This window comes from Nostoc sp. CALU 546 (assembly GCF_048836525.1).
Window position 1 is genome coordinate 38,715 of sequence record NZ_JAWJTF010000006.1, and the last position, 14,732, is coordinate 53,446.

Consider the following 14,732-nt stretch of genomic DNA (forward strand, 5'->3'; position numbering starts at 1 on the left):
CCTCTTCCAGTAAATGTGTTAAAGTCCTGGAATGCTAACCATGAATTACCGCTACAGAATCTATCCAAACATAACTCAGGAACAATCGCTTTTTGACTGGATGGATGTTTGTCGTGTTGCCTATAACTACGGACTGCGAGAAATTAAGGATTGGTGTAATAGCCGGAAATGCATGGTTGATAGATGCTCTATCAGTCATGAATACATTATGGCTGCGGATGCTTCTTTCCCTAGCGAAGTAAAGCAACTTAACGCTTTACCAAAAGCGAAAAAGGCATTCAAGAGATTGGGTGAAGTACCAAGTCAAGTTTTGCAGCAAGCTATCAAGCAGTTGCACCGAGCTTGGGAGGGATTTCAGAAGATTGGGCATGGGTTTCCCAGATTTAAAAAGTTTGGGCAATTCAAGTCTTTGTTGTTTCCCCAGTTTGCAAAGAATCCAGTAACTAGTACACATATTGCTTTGCCTAAATTGGGGTTGATTCCAATTAATTTGCATCGCCCAATCCCAAGTGGATTTGTGGTTAAGCAAGTTCGGATAATCAACAAAGCGGATATTTGGTACGCCTCCATTAATATCCAATGTGATGTTAGCGTCCCCAGCCCGATGCCGCACGGTCATCCCGTTGGGGTAGATGTGGGACTTGAAAAGTTTTTGGCAACCAGTGACGGCGTTCTCGTAAAGTCGCCCAAGTTTCTGAAAGTGATGCAAAGCAAGCTGAAATTGCTGCAACGCAGACTTTCGAGGAAAAATAAGCGCTCTAAAAATTACGAGAAACAACGCATCAAGATTGCTAGACTTCATCACACGATTGACAACACTCGCAAAGATTTTCACTTCAAACAAGCTCACGCCCTTTGTGATGCTGGTGATATGGTCTTCATGGAAGACTTGGATTACCGGACTTTGGCTAAAGGGATGCTGGGCAAACAGATGCTTGACGTGGGGTTTGGACAGTTCCGAAACATCACCAAGTATGTTTGTTGGAAGCGTGGTAAATTCTTCGGTGAAGTCAATGCTAGGGGGACTTCTCAACAATGTCCTGAGTGTGGTGCAGAAGTTAAAAAAGACTTGAGTGTTAGAGTGCATCATTGTCTTAGTTGCAATTACATTACAGATCGTGACGTAGCCAGTGGGCAAGTAATTAGAAACAGAGGAATAGAACTGATTAGTACGGCGGGGCACGTCGGAATTCAAAATGCCTATGCAGACGGTTTGCCGGGGATTGGGGAAACTCAGTCTAGGTCAAAGTCGAAAACCCGCAAGGGAGTAACTAGGAAGTCTAAGAAGTGATTCTTAGAAGCTCCGCACCTTCAGGTCGGAGTCATGTCACCTAAATTGCCGGGAAGACCCCATACGTAGCGATAGCGGAGTGTGGGGATGAAAGGCAGTTAAATACGAGACATCCCTTGAATGATTTCTTGCGGAGCAAGAACAGAGAGAGGAATAGTTGAGTATTTAACAATTTTAGGGAAATGCGGGGAGCGTCAATAATTTAACTTATCTACTCAAGCTAATGCGATCGCACAAGATAATTAGAGTCTGTCAAGTCAAGTTTGCTAGGTTTGTAGTGAGCGCTTTAGCGTTCAAATCAAGGACTAAAGTCCTGACTACGAACTTCATTGATTCACCAAAGTTGCTTTGGTGGACTACTAGTCTAAATTTACCAACTTAGCACTCTTCATACAAGATTTTTTCTATAGAGGAGAGGGGCACAACAACCGTTGTCCCCCTACAGATCATTTGTATTCCTTTCAATGGTTCAGCCGTTTAATCTTCATCAAGGGCTGGGAAAGCTTCTTCAAGCTGCCATAACCGATCTTTGTTTTCAACGAACCAAATACGAGTTTCTGGAGTTAATTTACTCCAAATGTCTTCAACAGGGATGTGAGGAGATGCATATTGGTACTGCTGACCAAGTGATTTGAGATTATCTGCCACATCACGGGGAATTCCGAATTGTTCCCAGTCAACTGTGATGTGTCTTCCCGAAACTCCGGCTGTGGGGTCGAAAATCAATTGTGCTGATCTGACTAAATCAGCAAAGTGTTTCGGTTTGAGTTTGGTGATCTCCTGAATTTGGAGTGATTCGTTATGTTCTTGAGACATTATCGCCGCAGTGCTAAAGATTAGTGATTCAGTTGAACTTACTGCCAGAGATTTTTATCCCAATGTTTTTACTTTAGCGCAGAGCCACTAACTTGATCATGACTTAACCACACAAGGGGTTTGAGAAAATTGTTTAAAGTAAGCAAACTTCCGGCACAATGTACTGGTATTTTGTCAAGCTAGTTTTGAGGGTTTGTCGGTTAATCATTTTCGATCAGAACTGTAACAGCTGCGATCGCAATCAACATTTCATCATTTTTATCGTTGAGTTCAGGAATTGCCCGCCCTTGAACTATCATCCCCCCAGATTCTACGGTAAGACTTTTCCGACCAAATGGTAATACAGCTAATACTTCTTCTTCTCTAACTTGTTCTGGATATGGAACTGCTACCTGAACCTCTATAATCATTTCATTGGGATGACTTAAGCCAGCAACTTCCCAAACACCAGGTAAAGCATTGTGAGCGATCGCATTTCGTACCGCCCTAGATGCTGCTACTGTCGGTTCTTGTCCATGTTGATCTATTCCCATCCCCATCTCAATAATTAATCGTTTACGTGCCATTACTACCTCCGGTAAATTCTGCACCTATAAATCAGGAGTCAGAAGCCAGAATTTAGAGTTGTGTGAATTCTGACTTATGACTCCCCAAGAGAGAGCATATTGTGTGTGGCCTTCTGGGGAGAAGGTAAGATTTTGATTAGTTTTGGAACTTCTGCTGGCTAAGGTGCTTTAGAGCAGATGATGCAAGCGACTCAGACGTTCTGAGTGACTTTTCATCACCTTTAAGGCAAACACTGGTGTTTCCTGAACAGCAAAGAGAAACTTTCTCTCATCAAGGAAACCCAGTTTGGTATCCTCCTTGGCAACAGCTGTATAAGTTCTATTTTCGACTCCTACGAGTACCCCGACACCAAAAACTTCGCCTGTATCAATGGTTTCTACAACCTTGCCATTGACTAATATATCCACTTTTCCTTCCAGAATGCCGTACATTTCATTACCAGGCTGCCCTTCTTCAAAGATGACTTCACCTGCTGAAAATCCTTTAGGGTCGGGTTGTTTTTGAAAGATACTGACTGTAACTACAGGACTTAGCATTAGAGCAACCCCAAAATTATTGGTTTTTAGACGAAACTTTTGGATAGCTTGACGCTAACCCACAAAAGTATACTACTTTCTGTTGCTTAAGCTCAATTTACGCAAAATTTCTGATTTGCTAATCGTCTAGAAACCTTTCCCTGGTTTTACTATGCAGGCAAAACCGTCCCTCTCTGAGTCGGAGCTACGGTGTATACACAAGTCTGAAATAGCTGATTAACCAAGCTTTAACCCCACCCTAACCCTCCCCTTGTAAAGGGGAGGGAACTGGATTTCTTATTTCCCCCCTTTCTAAGGGGGGATTAAGGGGGGTAATTCGACTTTTGTATACACCGTTGTTATTTTGGCGATCGCATTTGTTGATTCGGAGTTCGCATTTGCTGATATGACATTCGCATTTGTTGATTCGGCGATCGCATTTGTTGATTTTGCGATCGCATTTGTTGATTTTGCGTTCGCATTTGCTGATTCGGCGTTCGCATTTGTTGATTCGGAGTTCGCATTTGCTGATTCGGAGTTCGCATTTGTTGATTCGGAGTTCGCATTTGTTGATATGGCGATCGCATTTGCTGATATGGCGATCGCATTTGCTGATTGCACTTATTCTCAAACAACAAATCGATATAAAAATGAGTAAGAATACAGATAAACTCGTAATTATTTCGTTGAAATTTTAATGAAATAAATCCACAAAACTACCCATCTCAGGCAAAAGGATACTCCACTATGTTGAAAAAGGAATTCTTTAAAAAAAGGATATCTCATGTCTTTAAGAACTCGTGGTTCTGCTGCTGTTGACAAAGCCCAACTTCGTCTCGCCTTGCTTAAATCCGTTGATGAAAATCTGGATTTAGGACATGGATTAACTATCGAAGCCTACAACCACCTCATCAACACTACCCGTTCGACGCTAGAAGCTCATAACACGCTTGTATCCAATCTTGAAGAATCGCGTAAAACAATAATCCAGATGGATAAAGCCCTCTCGGAAATGTCTGAACGAATGCTAAGTGGAGTTGCAACTGTCTACGGCAGAAACAGTATAGAGTATTCCAAGGCTGGCGGCTCTAATGGAAAAAGAAATAAAAAATCTAGTTCAAAAGTTGCTCCACTTGTAGCGGTTCTTGCTACTCAACCTACTCAAGCTGCAATTGCGAATGCGTCAATTAACGGTAACGGCACAACTTCTTTGCTGCAATAATCCACTCTTTGCATAAATCTAGTAGCGTGTCAAGACTAAATTGTTGCATTAAATATAAGTTGGGTTTCCTTACGTCAACCCAACCTACCTTTAATTTAGATCCCCCTAAATCCCCCTTAAAAAGGGGGACTTTAAGAGACTCTTTGCCCCCCTTTTTAAGGGGGTTGGGGGGATCTAAGACTTTGAAAACACGCCCTACGCTCTTGTGGAAAAGTCCTATCTTTATTTTTGCAACTTTATTATCGAAAATTCAAGGTAGGGAGAGGTTTATCAAACTCGCTCTCAAAAAGCGAATTTTGGTTTTCCTGCCATCTTCTATAATTGATAAAACCTGCACACCTAATTCTAGGCATGAGACTGTGACCGAACCAGGAAGTTACAAAGATACTGTAAACCTACCCAAGACTAATTTTGATATGCGGGCAAACGCCATCAAGCGTGAGCCTGAAATCCAAAAATTTTGGGAAGAAAATAAAATTTACGATCGCCTCTCCAAAAATAACCCCGGCGAATTATTTATACTGCACGATGGGCCTCCCTACGCTAATGGCTCACTCCATATTGGTCATGCCTTAAATAAAATTCTCAAAGATATTATTAATCGCTACCAACTGCTAAAAGGGCGTAAGGTTCGCTACGTTCCTGGTTGGGATTGTCACGGATTGCCAATTGAGTTGAAAGTTTTGCAGAACATGAAGTCAGCAGAACGGCAAAACTTAACGCCTTTACAACTCCGGCAAAAAGCGAAAGAATTTGGTCTAGCGACGGTAGATGACCAACGCCAAAATTTTAAACGTTACGGTATTTGGGGTGATTGGGAACATCCTTATCTAACTCTCAAGCCGGAATATGAAGCGGCTCAAATTGGCGTGTTTGGTCAGATGTTCTTAAAAGGCTACATCTATCGCGGTTTGAAGCCGGTTCACTGGAGTCCCAGTTCTAAAACCGCTTTGGCTGAAGCTGAGTTGGAATATCCTGAAGGTCACGTTTCCCGCAGTATCTATGCAGCTTTTGCAATCACAAGTTTGGCGGAAGCTGTAAAGCCTCTGTTGGCAGAATATCAGTCAGATTTGGGTGTGGCTATTTGGACAACTACACCTTGGACGATTCCGGGGAATTTGGCTGTAGCGGTGAATGCAGATTTGAACTATGCAGTGGTGGAAGTTTCACATCCAGAGGGACAAGCGCAGTGTAATTTCAAATACCTAATCGTTGCTGCTGATTTAGTAGAACGTTTATCTTCAACATTGGGAGTTGAGTTAACCGTAAAAGCCACGTTCAAAGGGAGTGACTTAGAACATACTACTTACCGTCATCCTCTATTTGACCGCGAAAGTCCGATTGTTGTCGGCGGTGATTATATCACTACTGAATCGGGTACTGGGTTAGTACATACCGCACCCGGTCATGGTCAAGAAGATTACATTGTTGGTCAGCGTTACGGTTTGCCCATCCTTGCGCCAGTTGATGATAATGGCAATTTTACCGAAGAAGCGGGACAATTTGCGGGGTTGAATGTGCTGGGTGATGGGAATCAGGCGGTGATTGATGCACTAGCTGCGGCTGGTTCTTTGTTGAAGGAAGAACCATATCCCCACAAGTATCCTTATGATTGGCGGACGAAGAAACCGACGATTTTCCGCGCCACTGAACAATGGTTTGCTTCCGTGGAAGGATTTAGAGAAGAAGCACTAAAGGCGATCGCAACTGTAAAATGGATTCCAGCCCAAGGTGAAAATCGGATCACGCCAATGGTAGCGGAACGTTCCGATTGGTGTATTTCTCGTCAACGCAGTTGGGGTGTACCCATTCCCGTTTTCTACGACGAAGCCACGGGAGAACCACTGCTGAATGAGGAAACTATCAACCACGTTCAAGGAATTATCGCTGAAAAAGGTTCCGATGCTTGGTGGGAACTTTCAGTTGAAGAGTTGTTACCAGAATCTTATCGTAATAATGGCAAGTCTTACCGCAGAGGTACAGACACAATGGACGTATGGTTTGATTCTGGCTCATCTTGGGCAGCTGTCGCTCAACAGCGTCCAGAGTTACGCTACCCTGCTGATATATATTTGGAAGGTTCCGACCAACATCGCGGTTGGTTCCAGTCAAGCTTGCTCACCAGTGTAGCGGTAAATGACATTGCACCTTACAAAACTGTACTAACTCACGGCTTCGCTTTGGACGAACAAGGGCGGAAAATGAGTAAGTCAGAAGGAAATGTGGTTGACCCAAATACAATCATTGAAGGCGGGAAAAATCAAAAAGTAGAACCGGCCTATGGTGCAGATATATTGAGATTGTGGGTATCATCGGTTGACTATTCCGGCGATGTCCGCATTGGCAAAAACATCATCAAGCAGATGAATGATGTCAGAGGCAAAATCCGCAATACGGCGCGGTTTTTGCTGGGTAGCTTGGATGATTTTGACCCAGAAAAAGATGCAGTTCCCTTCGAGGAATTGCCAGAACTTGACCGTTATATGCTGCACCGCATCAATGAGGTGTTTGAGGAAGTTACCGAAGCCTTTGAGAGTTTCCAATTCTTCCGCTTTTTCCAAACAGTGCAGAATTTCTGCGTGGTGGATTTATCCAACTTTTATTTAGATGTTGCCAAAGATAGGCTGTACATCAGTGCAAAAGATGCTTTCCGCCGTCGCAGTTGTCAAACGGTGTTGCAGATTGCTTTAGAAAATTTAGCACGAGCGATCGCACCAGTACTATCCCACACAGCTGAAGATATCTGGCAATATCTCCCCTACAAAACACCCTACAAATCAGTGTTTGAGGCTGGTTGGGTACTAGTTGAGGAAAAATGGCGTAATCCAGATTTAGCAGAATTTTGGGAAACGCTGCGACAACTCCGCACCGATGTTAATAAGGTGTTAGAACAAGCCAGGATTGAAAAACTCATTGGTTCTTCTCTGGAAGCGAAAGCTTTAATTCATATACCTCACAAACAGTTAGGCGATGCTATCAAAGCCTTTAACCCTGCTAAAGGTAACGGGATTGACGAACTGCGGTATTTATTGCTGACTTCCCAAGTGGAATTATTAGATTCTACTCAAGAGTTGCAAGGATTAAAATATACAGCGCAAACAGAAGACTGGACAATTGGGATAGTGAACGCAGAAGGGCAAAAATGCGATCGCTGTTGGAACTACTCTACTCATGTGGGAGAATCAGCAGAACATCCGCTAATTTGCGAACGATGCGTTGCAGCCTTAGCCGGAGAGTTCTAAAAGCAAGAATCCCACAGCGCTTGCAGATTAAAAGTCACCGAAACCAAGTCTTAAATAGCTGATTAACCAGCGTTTTACCCCACCCTAACCCTCCCCTTGCAAAGGGGAGGGAACTAGATTTCTTTTTCCCCTCTCCTCCAAAACTGCACTCACATTCAGAAAACTTGCAAAGGGGAGGGAACTAGATTTCTTTTTCCCCCCTTTCCAAGGGGGGATTAAGGGGGGTAATTCGACTTGTGTGTACACCGTAGCCAATACATCGGGGGGATTAAGGCTTTCAAGGGTAGGTATTTAATAAAGGCGTATTTTTGCAGGTAAAATACTATCTAGCTTTTATCAGCAGAATTACTACGGGTGCAGGAGGGTGAATGCAAGTAGGAAAAAGCGAGGAATTAAGAGAATGGACTAGAAAAGTAATTGAAAAAATGCCAAATCTCACAAAACCTCAAGCTGTTGTACTGGCAATGTGGACTTTTGGGATAGTAATGACCCAATCAAGTGGACTGACAACGGTTTCAGTATTTTTAGCAGAACTACTGGGTAAAAAGGAGAATACTATACGTCAGCAACTGCGGGAATGGTATCGAGACGCAGAAGATAAAACAAAAACTGGTCGAACTTCATTGGATGTGACATCTTGTTTTAGTCCACTACTATCTTGGATTCTAAGTCTTTGGCCTAAAGGTGAAAAACGTCTAGCATTGGCAGCAGATGCTTCAACTTTAAGCGATCGCTTTACTGTATTAGCAATTAGCATTGTTTACCGTGGCTGTGGAATTCCAATTGCCTGGAAAATAGTTGAAGCTACCATTCCTGGAAGTTGGAAACCTCACTGGGAAGAATTATTTCGCCATATAGACAAAACTGTACCACCAGATTGGTTTGTAATTGTCACCACAGATAGAGGGCTTTATGCTGAGTGGTTGTATCAACAAATCTTGAACTGTGGTTGGCATCCTTTTATGCGGATTAACCTTCAGGGGCAGTTTCAAATTAAAGGTACTGTTTCTTGGCTACCTCTAAATACTCTTGTTCGAGAAGTTGGTCAGTCATTTGAGTCATTGGTAACTTGTTTCAAAAGTAACCCGATTGAATGTACATTGTTAGCCCGTCATGACGAGGGCTATGCCGAACCTTGGTTAATTCTCACCGATTTACAACCCGAAGTTGCGGATGCTTGTTGGTATTCGATGCGCTCTTGGATTGAATGTCTATTTAAAGACGGTAAAAGAGGTGGTTTTGCTTGGCATCAAACTAAAATGACAGATACCAAACGAGCCGAGAGACATTGGTTAGCGATCGCAATCGCTACTTTATGGCAGGTTAGTGTTGGAGGTGCTATTGATGCCAATTTGCCTATTAGTAGTTTAGACGAATTACCACAAACCCACGTTGCACGACGCAATTTGAAAAATAGTGTCTTCCATCGTTGTCTCTCATGTTTCCGTCGTGGATTTTTAGTGATTAAGGCTGCCGTTCTTAATCGTCTTCCCCTACCTCAAGGTAGCTTTTTCCCTGAACCTTGGCCTTCCTTGACTCCACAACTCCATGTCTCTCAAATCACCCTCTCTACTGCCTGATTTTTAAATACCTACCCTTGAAAGGGGGATTAAGGGGGGTAATTCGACTTGTGTGTACACCGTAGCCGGTTATTAAGGATAGGTTGAAAACCCCAGAGAAACAGCAATATAGTTGCGTATTTCGTGCTTTAGCCCATAAAGGTTTCCCCACAACTCAGAATAAAAATCCGCAAATATAGCACGTGTTCTATTAAGTGTTTGATTTTATTCTGGGTATCCTAAGAAAGACAAGGTTAAATGATATAGACGAAACAACAAAGCTTATTACTGTGGTCCATTCTGAAGAGAAAAGCTGGTATGCACCCACATACCAATGAGATCGCAGATGGTGAAAACTTTGATTGAGAAAATTTTCCCAGAAGTGCAGCCTGAAAATCTGAACTTCTGGGAGTAGTATTTTTCAGACTAAAACATAAAAATATGAGAATTTGAGGAACAGCCATGCTAGGAAATGAGCGGGAAAAAATACGCCATTTGTTGGTCATCCAAGACCTGGAAGGGCGACGAACTGTCCCTTTACGAGAGACTACTTATTCTCTGGGGCGGCATCCCGCAAACACTATTGTCTTGGCTTCCCGGTCAGTATCAATGCAACATGCAATTTTATTGCGAGTAACTGTTCCAGAGACAGACCAATACGGCTTCCAAATTATTGATGGCAACTATAAGGGTAAAGGAAGTACTAATGGCTTATTTGTGAATGGTGCTAAATGCTTTTCTCATAATCTCAGGCACGGAGATGTCATTGCCTTTGGCAATAATAAAGCTCAGGCTAAATATTATGCTATTTCTAACCTCTCAGAACAAGCATTTTCAGAATCTTGTGATGTTGAAGACTTATCTGGTTTCCTATCAGAGCAAGCCAATCCTTTTCAAACCTTAGCGATCGATCCCAGCTTTGAAGCAGCTAGTGAATCCGCCTTAGCTCGCCTAGCATCCTTCCCTGAACTTATCCCCAATCCAATTATTGAGATGGATTTTGAGGGAAGAATTACTTATCTCAATCCAGCCGCAGGTATCAAGTTTCCTAAACTTCGGGAAGTTGGGACAGAACACCCGATTTTAACAGGACTCCTGAGTGGAGTTAACAATCTAGAACAAAATTCTTTTGTGCGGGAAGTGGAAGTAGGCACAGAAGTTTTTGAACAATCCGTTCTCTACCTTCCTGAAAGTGATCTAATTAGAACTTTTATTGTTCGGGATATTACAGAGCAAAAGCAAGCCACAGCCGAACTTCATCAGCGCGATCGCTTGCTACAAGCAGTTGCGGAAGCTGCCAATTATTTACTAGGAGAAATGAATTATGAAACTGGTATTGATCGAGCCTTAGCTGTACTGGGTGAAGCTGCCAAGGCAGATCGTGCTTATCTTTTTCAAAACCATCTCCATCCTGCTACAGGGGAAATAGCCGTCAGCCTACGATTTGAATGGACGCACTCTTTTTTTGAATCTACCCATCACCATTGGCAAAATCTGCCTTATCAAGCTTCTGGATTAGCTCGTTGGTACGATGTTCTCTCTACCGGCCAGTCAATTAGCGGAATTACCCAAAAATTTCCTGTCGCCGAACAAGAATTCCTAATTCGAGATGGCATTCAATCCCTTCTTTTAGTGCCTCTTCGCTTGGAAAATGAGTTTTGGGGATACCTTGGTTTGGCAGACTGCACTTTTGAGCGTCATTGGTCTAGGCACGAAGAATCTAGCCTTTTGACTATGGCCGCCAGTATCATTAGTACGCGGCAGCGTCAGCAAGTAGAAGAAAAGATCCGCTATCAAGCCCTCCATGACGTACTGACAGGGTTGCCCAATCGCCTACTATTTAGCGAGCTGCTCAGTAAAACTCTGCCCAACGCCACTCGTAATAGTGAAAGTTTAGCCGTGATCTTTCTCGACCTGGATCGCTTTAAGGTTATTAATGACACTCTGGGGCACACTCTGGGAGATCAATTGTTACAAAGCGTCGCTCAAAGGTTAAAAGACTCACTTAGAGGCGGAGACACCATAGCCCGTTGGGGAGGCGATGAGTTCACTATCTTACTCCCACGAGTTAATGATATTGAAGAGGTAACGCTGGTGGCGTGCAGAATCTTACAAGCTTTAGAAGATGCTTTCCATCTGCAAGGGCATGAACTTTACGTGACTGCCAGCCTCGGTATTGCGTTGCTTGATCAAAACAGTCCTGACGCCGAAACACTAATCCAGCACGCCGATGCTGCTTTGTACTATGCCAAGGATAAAGGGCGAAATAACTACCAATTCTACAGTGTTTCCCTGAGCGCTAAAAATCCTGAACTCTTGACTTTAGAAAAGAGCTTGCGCTATGCCCTAGAACGCAATGAATTTACGGTGTACTATCAGCCTCGTGTGAACATTGCCACAGATGAAATTACTGGTATGGAGGCTCTGTTGCGTTGGCAGCACCCAGAGATGGGATTGGTTGCACCCAGCGTCTTCATTCCCCTCGCCGAAGAAAGTGGATTAATTGTCGCCATTGGCGAATGGGTGCTGCGGACAGCCTGTATTCAAAATAAAATCTGGCAAGATGCAGGATTTCCACCCATAATGATGGCTGTCAATCTTTCTCTTAAGCAGTTCCGCCAACCCAAATTGGTTGAGACTATAGCCACAGTTTTAGAACAAACGGGTCTAGAAGCGCGTTTTTTAGAATTAGAAATTATGGAAACCACAGCCATTGAGGATTTGGATTTTACCAGAACGGTGTTAGAGAATCTAAAGCAGATGGGTGTTTATATCTCCATTGATGACTTTGGTACGGGTCATTCCTCGCTCTCGCGCCTACAACTTTTACCACTCCATAATTTGAAAATAGATAAATCTTTCATTCAATATTTGACGCAGGATGTGAAAGTAGCTCATATTATCAAGGCCATAGTTACCTTGGGACACAGCTTGGGATTGAAGTTGACAGCTGAAGGGGTAGAAAAAGAAGAGGAATTAGAGTTCTTAAAATCTATCAATTGCGAGGAGGTACAAGGCTTTCTATTCTATCGACCGCTTTCTGTCCAAAAAGCAACAGAAATCCTTGAAAGTAAACGACCAAAACTGTAGTACAGCAGGAGGCAGGAGGCAGGAGGCAGGAGGCAGGAGGCAGGAGGTAAAAGTATTACTATTCCTAGCCTTGGGGTTTTCAAAATGTCCTAACCTATGTGGCTACGGCTATACAAAGAAAAACTGTTTGTACCAGTGACGATACAATAGCATTCAGTGTCGCTGCTGCAACCTTATTTCGTCCTATGCTCCCAGTCATCTATTCCGACGAATTTTTAGATCACAAGACTGGAAAATACCATCCTGAAAAACCAGAACGCTTGATAGCGATCGCAAATGCCCTAAAAGCAGCTACATTTGCAGATCAAATTTCCTGGCGATCGCCTACACCAGCATCAGAACAATCATCACTGATGCCATCGTTGGTTAAAGCACATAGCCCAGCCTACATCAAAAAACTTTGGCAAATCGCTTCTAGTGGCGGTGGCCCTTTGGATGGAGATACACCAGTTTCCCCACGCAGTTATGATGTGGCATTGTTGGCAGTCAGTGCATGGTTGGATGGAGTTGAGGTTGTGTTAAGTTCAGCTAATCCAGCTTTTGTACTAGCGCGTCCCCCAGGACATCATGCAGAAAGTGATGCGGGGATGGGCTTTTGTCTATTTTCTAATGCTGCGATCGCAGCTTTATTTGCCCTCGATCAACCCGGAATCAACCGCGTCGCCATCCTCGATTGGGATGTACATCACGGTAATGGTACTCAAGCGATCGTCGAAGCTGAAGCACGTATCGCCTACTGTTCCCTACATCAGTATCCCTGCTATCCCGGTACTGGGAGAGCGGCAGAACGCGGTTTTCATAAAAATGTCTTAAATTTACCAGTACCCCCCGGCAGTGATATTGCACTATATCAGCCATTATTTGAAACACAAGTCGTACCGTTTTTAGCTAACTTTCAGCCAGATTTACTGATTGTGAGTGCTGGTTATGATGGCAATGCCGCAGATCCTTTGGCAAGTATCAATTTGCAACCAGAAGATTACGCATTATTTACTGATTATTGTCTAGGGATAACTCGTAAAATTCTGTTTGGCTTAGAAGGTGGTTATGACTTTGATAGTCTTTCTCAATCAGTTGTAGCGACGATTGAACGCTGTTTACCCACTCAGTGCTGAGTGCCTCGGCAAGCGAGTAAATTTCAGAAATACTCAGTACTTCCGCTGACCAATGACTCGAAATCCCCCGGCTTCAAGCCGGGGGATGAGTTAACACTCTTTAAAATTCATCAAATCTTCAGAAATAAAAAGTTTAAATAGTGTTCTTAAACAGCTAAAGTTTTGTTAAGATGCAATTGCTAGCAGTTTCTTAGCGAAATTCACCTATCGGTGTGTGGAGAAATAAAAAGTACTAGCAGCACAAATTTCAAAAGGTGAAGCAATGACCACCTACATTTTTTTTGATGAAGCCCTACGGATGCTGACCAACGCCTATTTGATGTCAATAGTACTGTTGATAGCAGGTTCGGGTATAGGTTTGGCGGTAATTGAAACGATAGAAAAGACAGGAGAACGCTAAGTTTACAAATGGCAGTGTAGTTATTGCCAAAAACCATTGGTTGCAAGTGTTCGCCGCGAATAAATCCTGGGAACACTAAGGGATGAAAGTCTCACAGCGTTACAGTCTTACCTGGAAATCTACCAAATGCACAGGTAACTGTAGCGCTGGTGGGACTCTAACCAAGGAGCTACTACAATGGGTCTATTCGACGCTGTGTTGGGCACAGAAAGCCAAACCCAAGCAGCACTCAATCCAGCAGAAGCTTTTGCTGTTATTATCTTGGTGGCAACAGCTTCAGACGGTTATATTTCTATTGAGCAAGCAAATTCTATCATTTCTGTGCTGTCACGGATGAAACTTTTTAAAAGTTATCCCCATGAGATGATGAACAGGCTGTTTGACAAAATCTTGGGCATTCTTCAGGGAGATGGTTTTAATGCTTTATTTAATGCAGCAAAAGATTCTCTATCTCAAGACTTACGGGAAGCAGCCTTTGCAGTAGCTACTGATTTAGTCTTAGCTGAAGGTATCGTAGCGGAAGAAGAAAAGAACTTCTTAAATGATTTATATCAAGCTTTAGGGGTTTCTAGTGAGATCGCAATACAAATTGTGCAAGTAATCTTGATTAAAAACCGGGGATAGGACGATAGAATATATGCCTAATTAAACTATATAAAATCAGGAGTCAGGAGTCAGAATTCAGAATTCAGAATTGGTGGATACTCCACCCATAAAGGGATAGAGTTTTAAGGCGAGAATATTTTAATTTAATTTTTTCGCGCCACTTGCGGGCAAGGGTTTAAACCAATATTCATTACCCAGTCGAACTCCAATTCAATTCTGTTAGCGGATAGCTAATACCAATTCTTTATGAAGCTGCATAGAATTCGATCCTCCTTAACCCGGATTTAGGGGGATCAAGATATGTGCAAC

At 43.0% G+C, this 14,732-nt stretch carries 12 protein-coding genes; 8 read left to right on the top strand and 4 right to left on the bottom strand.

Translation table 11 applies throughout. The features are described from left to right. Positions 1-40: 40 nt before the first annotated feature. Positions 41-1,291: an RNA-guided endonuclease InsQ/TnpB family protein gene (locus RRG12_RS04570; RefSeq protein WP_420758508.1), complete on the top strand. Its 1,251-nt coding sequence runs from the start codon at positions 41-43 to the stop codon at positions 1,289-1,291. Between the two features lie 477 nt (positions 1,292-1,768). Here the strand turns inward: RRG12_RS04570 and RRG12_RS04575 are convergent, their stop codons facing one another. From RRG12_RS04575 to RRG12_RS04590, 4 genes are all read right to left on the bottom strand, one after another. Continuing rightward, positions 1,769-2,107, bottom strand: coding sequence for a hypothetical protein (locus tag RRG12_RS04575; RefSeq protein WP_069073499.1), 339 nt, complete (start codon positions 2,105-2,107; stop codon positions 1,769-1,771). A 200-nt stretch (positions 2,108-2,307) separates the two neighbouring features. Beyond that, positions 2,308-2,673, bottom strand: a complete 366-nt coding sequence (locus RRG12_RS04580; protein ID WP_420758509.1) for a Lin0512 family protein — start codon at positions 2,671-2,673, stop codon at positions 2,308-2,310. Positions 2,674-2,841: 168 nt separating this feature from the next. Further along, positions 2,842-3,210 carry a Crp/Fnr family transcriptional regulator gene (locus RRG12_RS04585; RefSeq protein WP_069073501.1) on the bottom strand — a complete coding sequence of 123 codons (369 nt, stop codon included), beginning with the start codon at positions 3,208-3,210 and terminating at the stop codon, positions 2,842-2,844. A gap of 338 nt (positions 3,211-3,548) precedes the next feature. Then, positions 3,549-3,824 (bottom strand): hypothetical protein, encoded by a 276-nt coding sequence (locus tag RRG12_RS04590; protein WP_420758510.1) that lies wholly within the window; start codon positions 3,822-3,824, stop codon positions 3,549-3,551. A 149-nt stretch (positions 3,825-3,973) separates the two neighbouring features. Between RRG12_RS04590 and RRG12_RS04595 the strand changes: the two genes are divergently transcribed. The 7 genes from RRG12_RS04595 (at position 3,974) to RRG12_RS04625 (ending at position 14,441) form a co-directional block, all read left to right on the top strand. Further along, entirely contained in the window at positions 3,974-4,411 is a 438-nt protein-coding gene (locus RRG12_RS04595) for a hypothetical protein (protein ID WP_069073504.1), read from the top strand. 359 nt (positions 4,412-4,770) lie between these two features. Continuing rightward, positions 4,771-7,653 (top strand): isoleucine--tRNA ligase, encoded by a 2,883-nt coding sequence (gene ileS / locus RRG12_RS04600; protein ID WP_420758511.1) that lies wholly within the window; start codon positions 4,771-4,773, stop codon positions 7,651-7,653. Positions 7,654-8,021: 368 nt separating this feature from the next. Next, on the top strand, positions 8,022-9,233 hold the full coding sequence (locus RRG12_RS04605) for an endonuclease (protein WP_420758009.1): 1,212 nt from the start codon (positions 8,022-8,024) through the stop codon (positions 9,231-9,233). Positions 9,234-9,674: 441 nt separating this feature from the next. Continuing rightward, positions 9,675-12,302, top strand: coding sequence for an EAL domain-containing protein (locus tag RRG12_RS04610; protein WP_420758512.1), 2,628 nt, complete (start codon positions 9,675-9,677; stop codon positions 12,300-12,302). Positions 12,303-12,487: 185 nt separating this feature from the next. Further along, positions 12,488-13,417 carry a histone deacetylase family protein gene (locus tag RRG12_RS04615; protein ID WP_420758586.1) on the top strand — a complete coding sequence of 310 codons (930 nt, stop codon included), beginning with the start codon at positions 12,488-12,490 and terminating at the stop codon, positions 13,415-13,417. A gap of 262 nt (positions 13,418-13,679) precedes the next feature. Continuing rightward, complete coding sequence (locus RRG12_RS04620; protein ID WP_176727159.1) at positions 13,680-13,817, top strand: hypothetical protein; 138 nt, start codon at positions 13,680-13,682, stop codon at positions 13,815-13,817. A 177-nt stretch (positions 13,818-13,994) separates the two neighbouring features. Beyond that, positions 13,995-14,441, top strand: a complete 447-nt coding sequence (locus tag RRG12_RS04625; RefSeq protein ID WP_420758513.1) for a tellurite resistance TerB family protein — start codon at positions 13,995-13,997, stop codon at positions 14,439-14,441. Positions 14,442-14,732 lie beyond the last annotated feature (291 nt).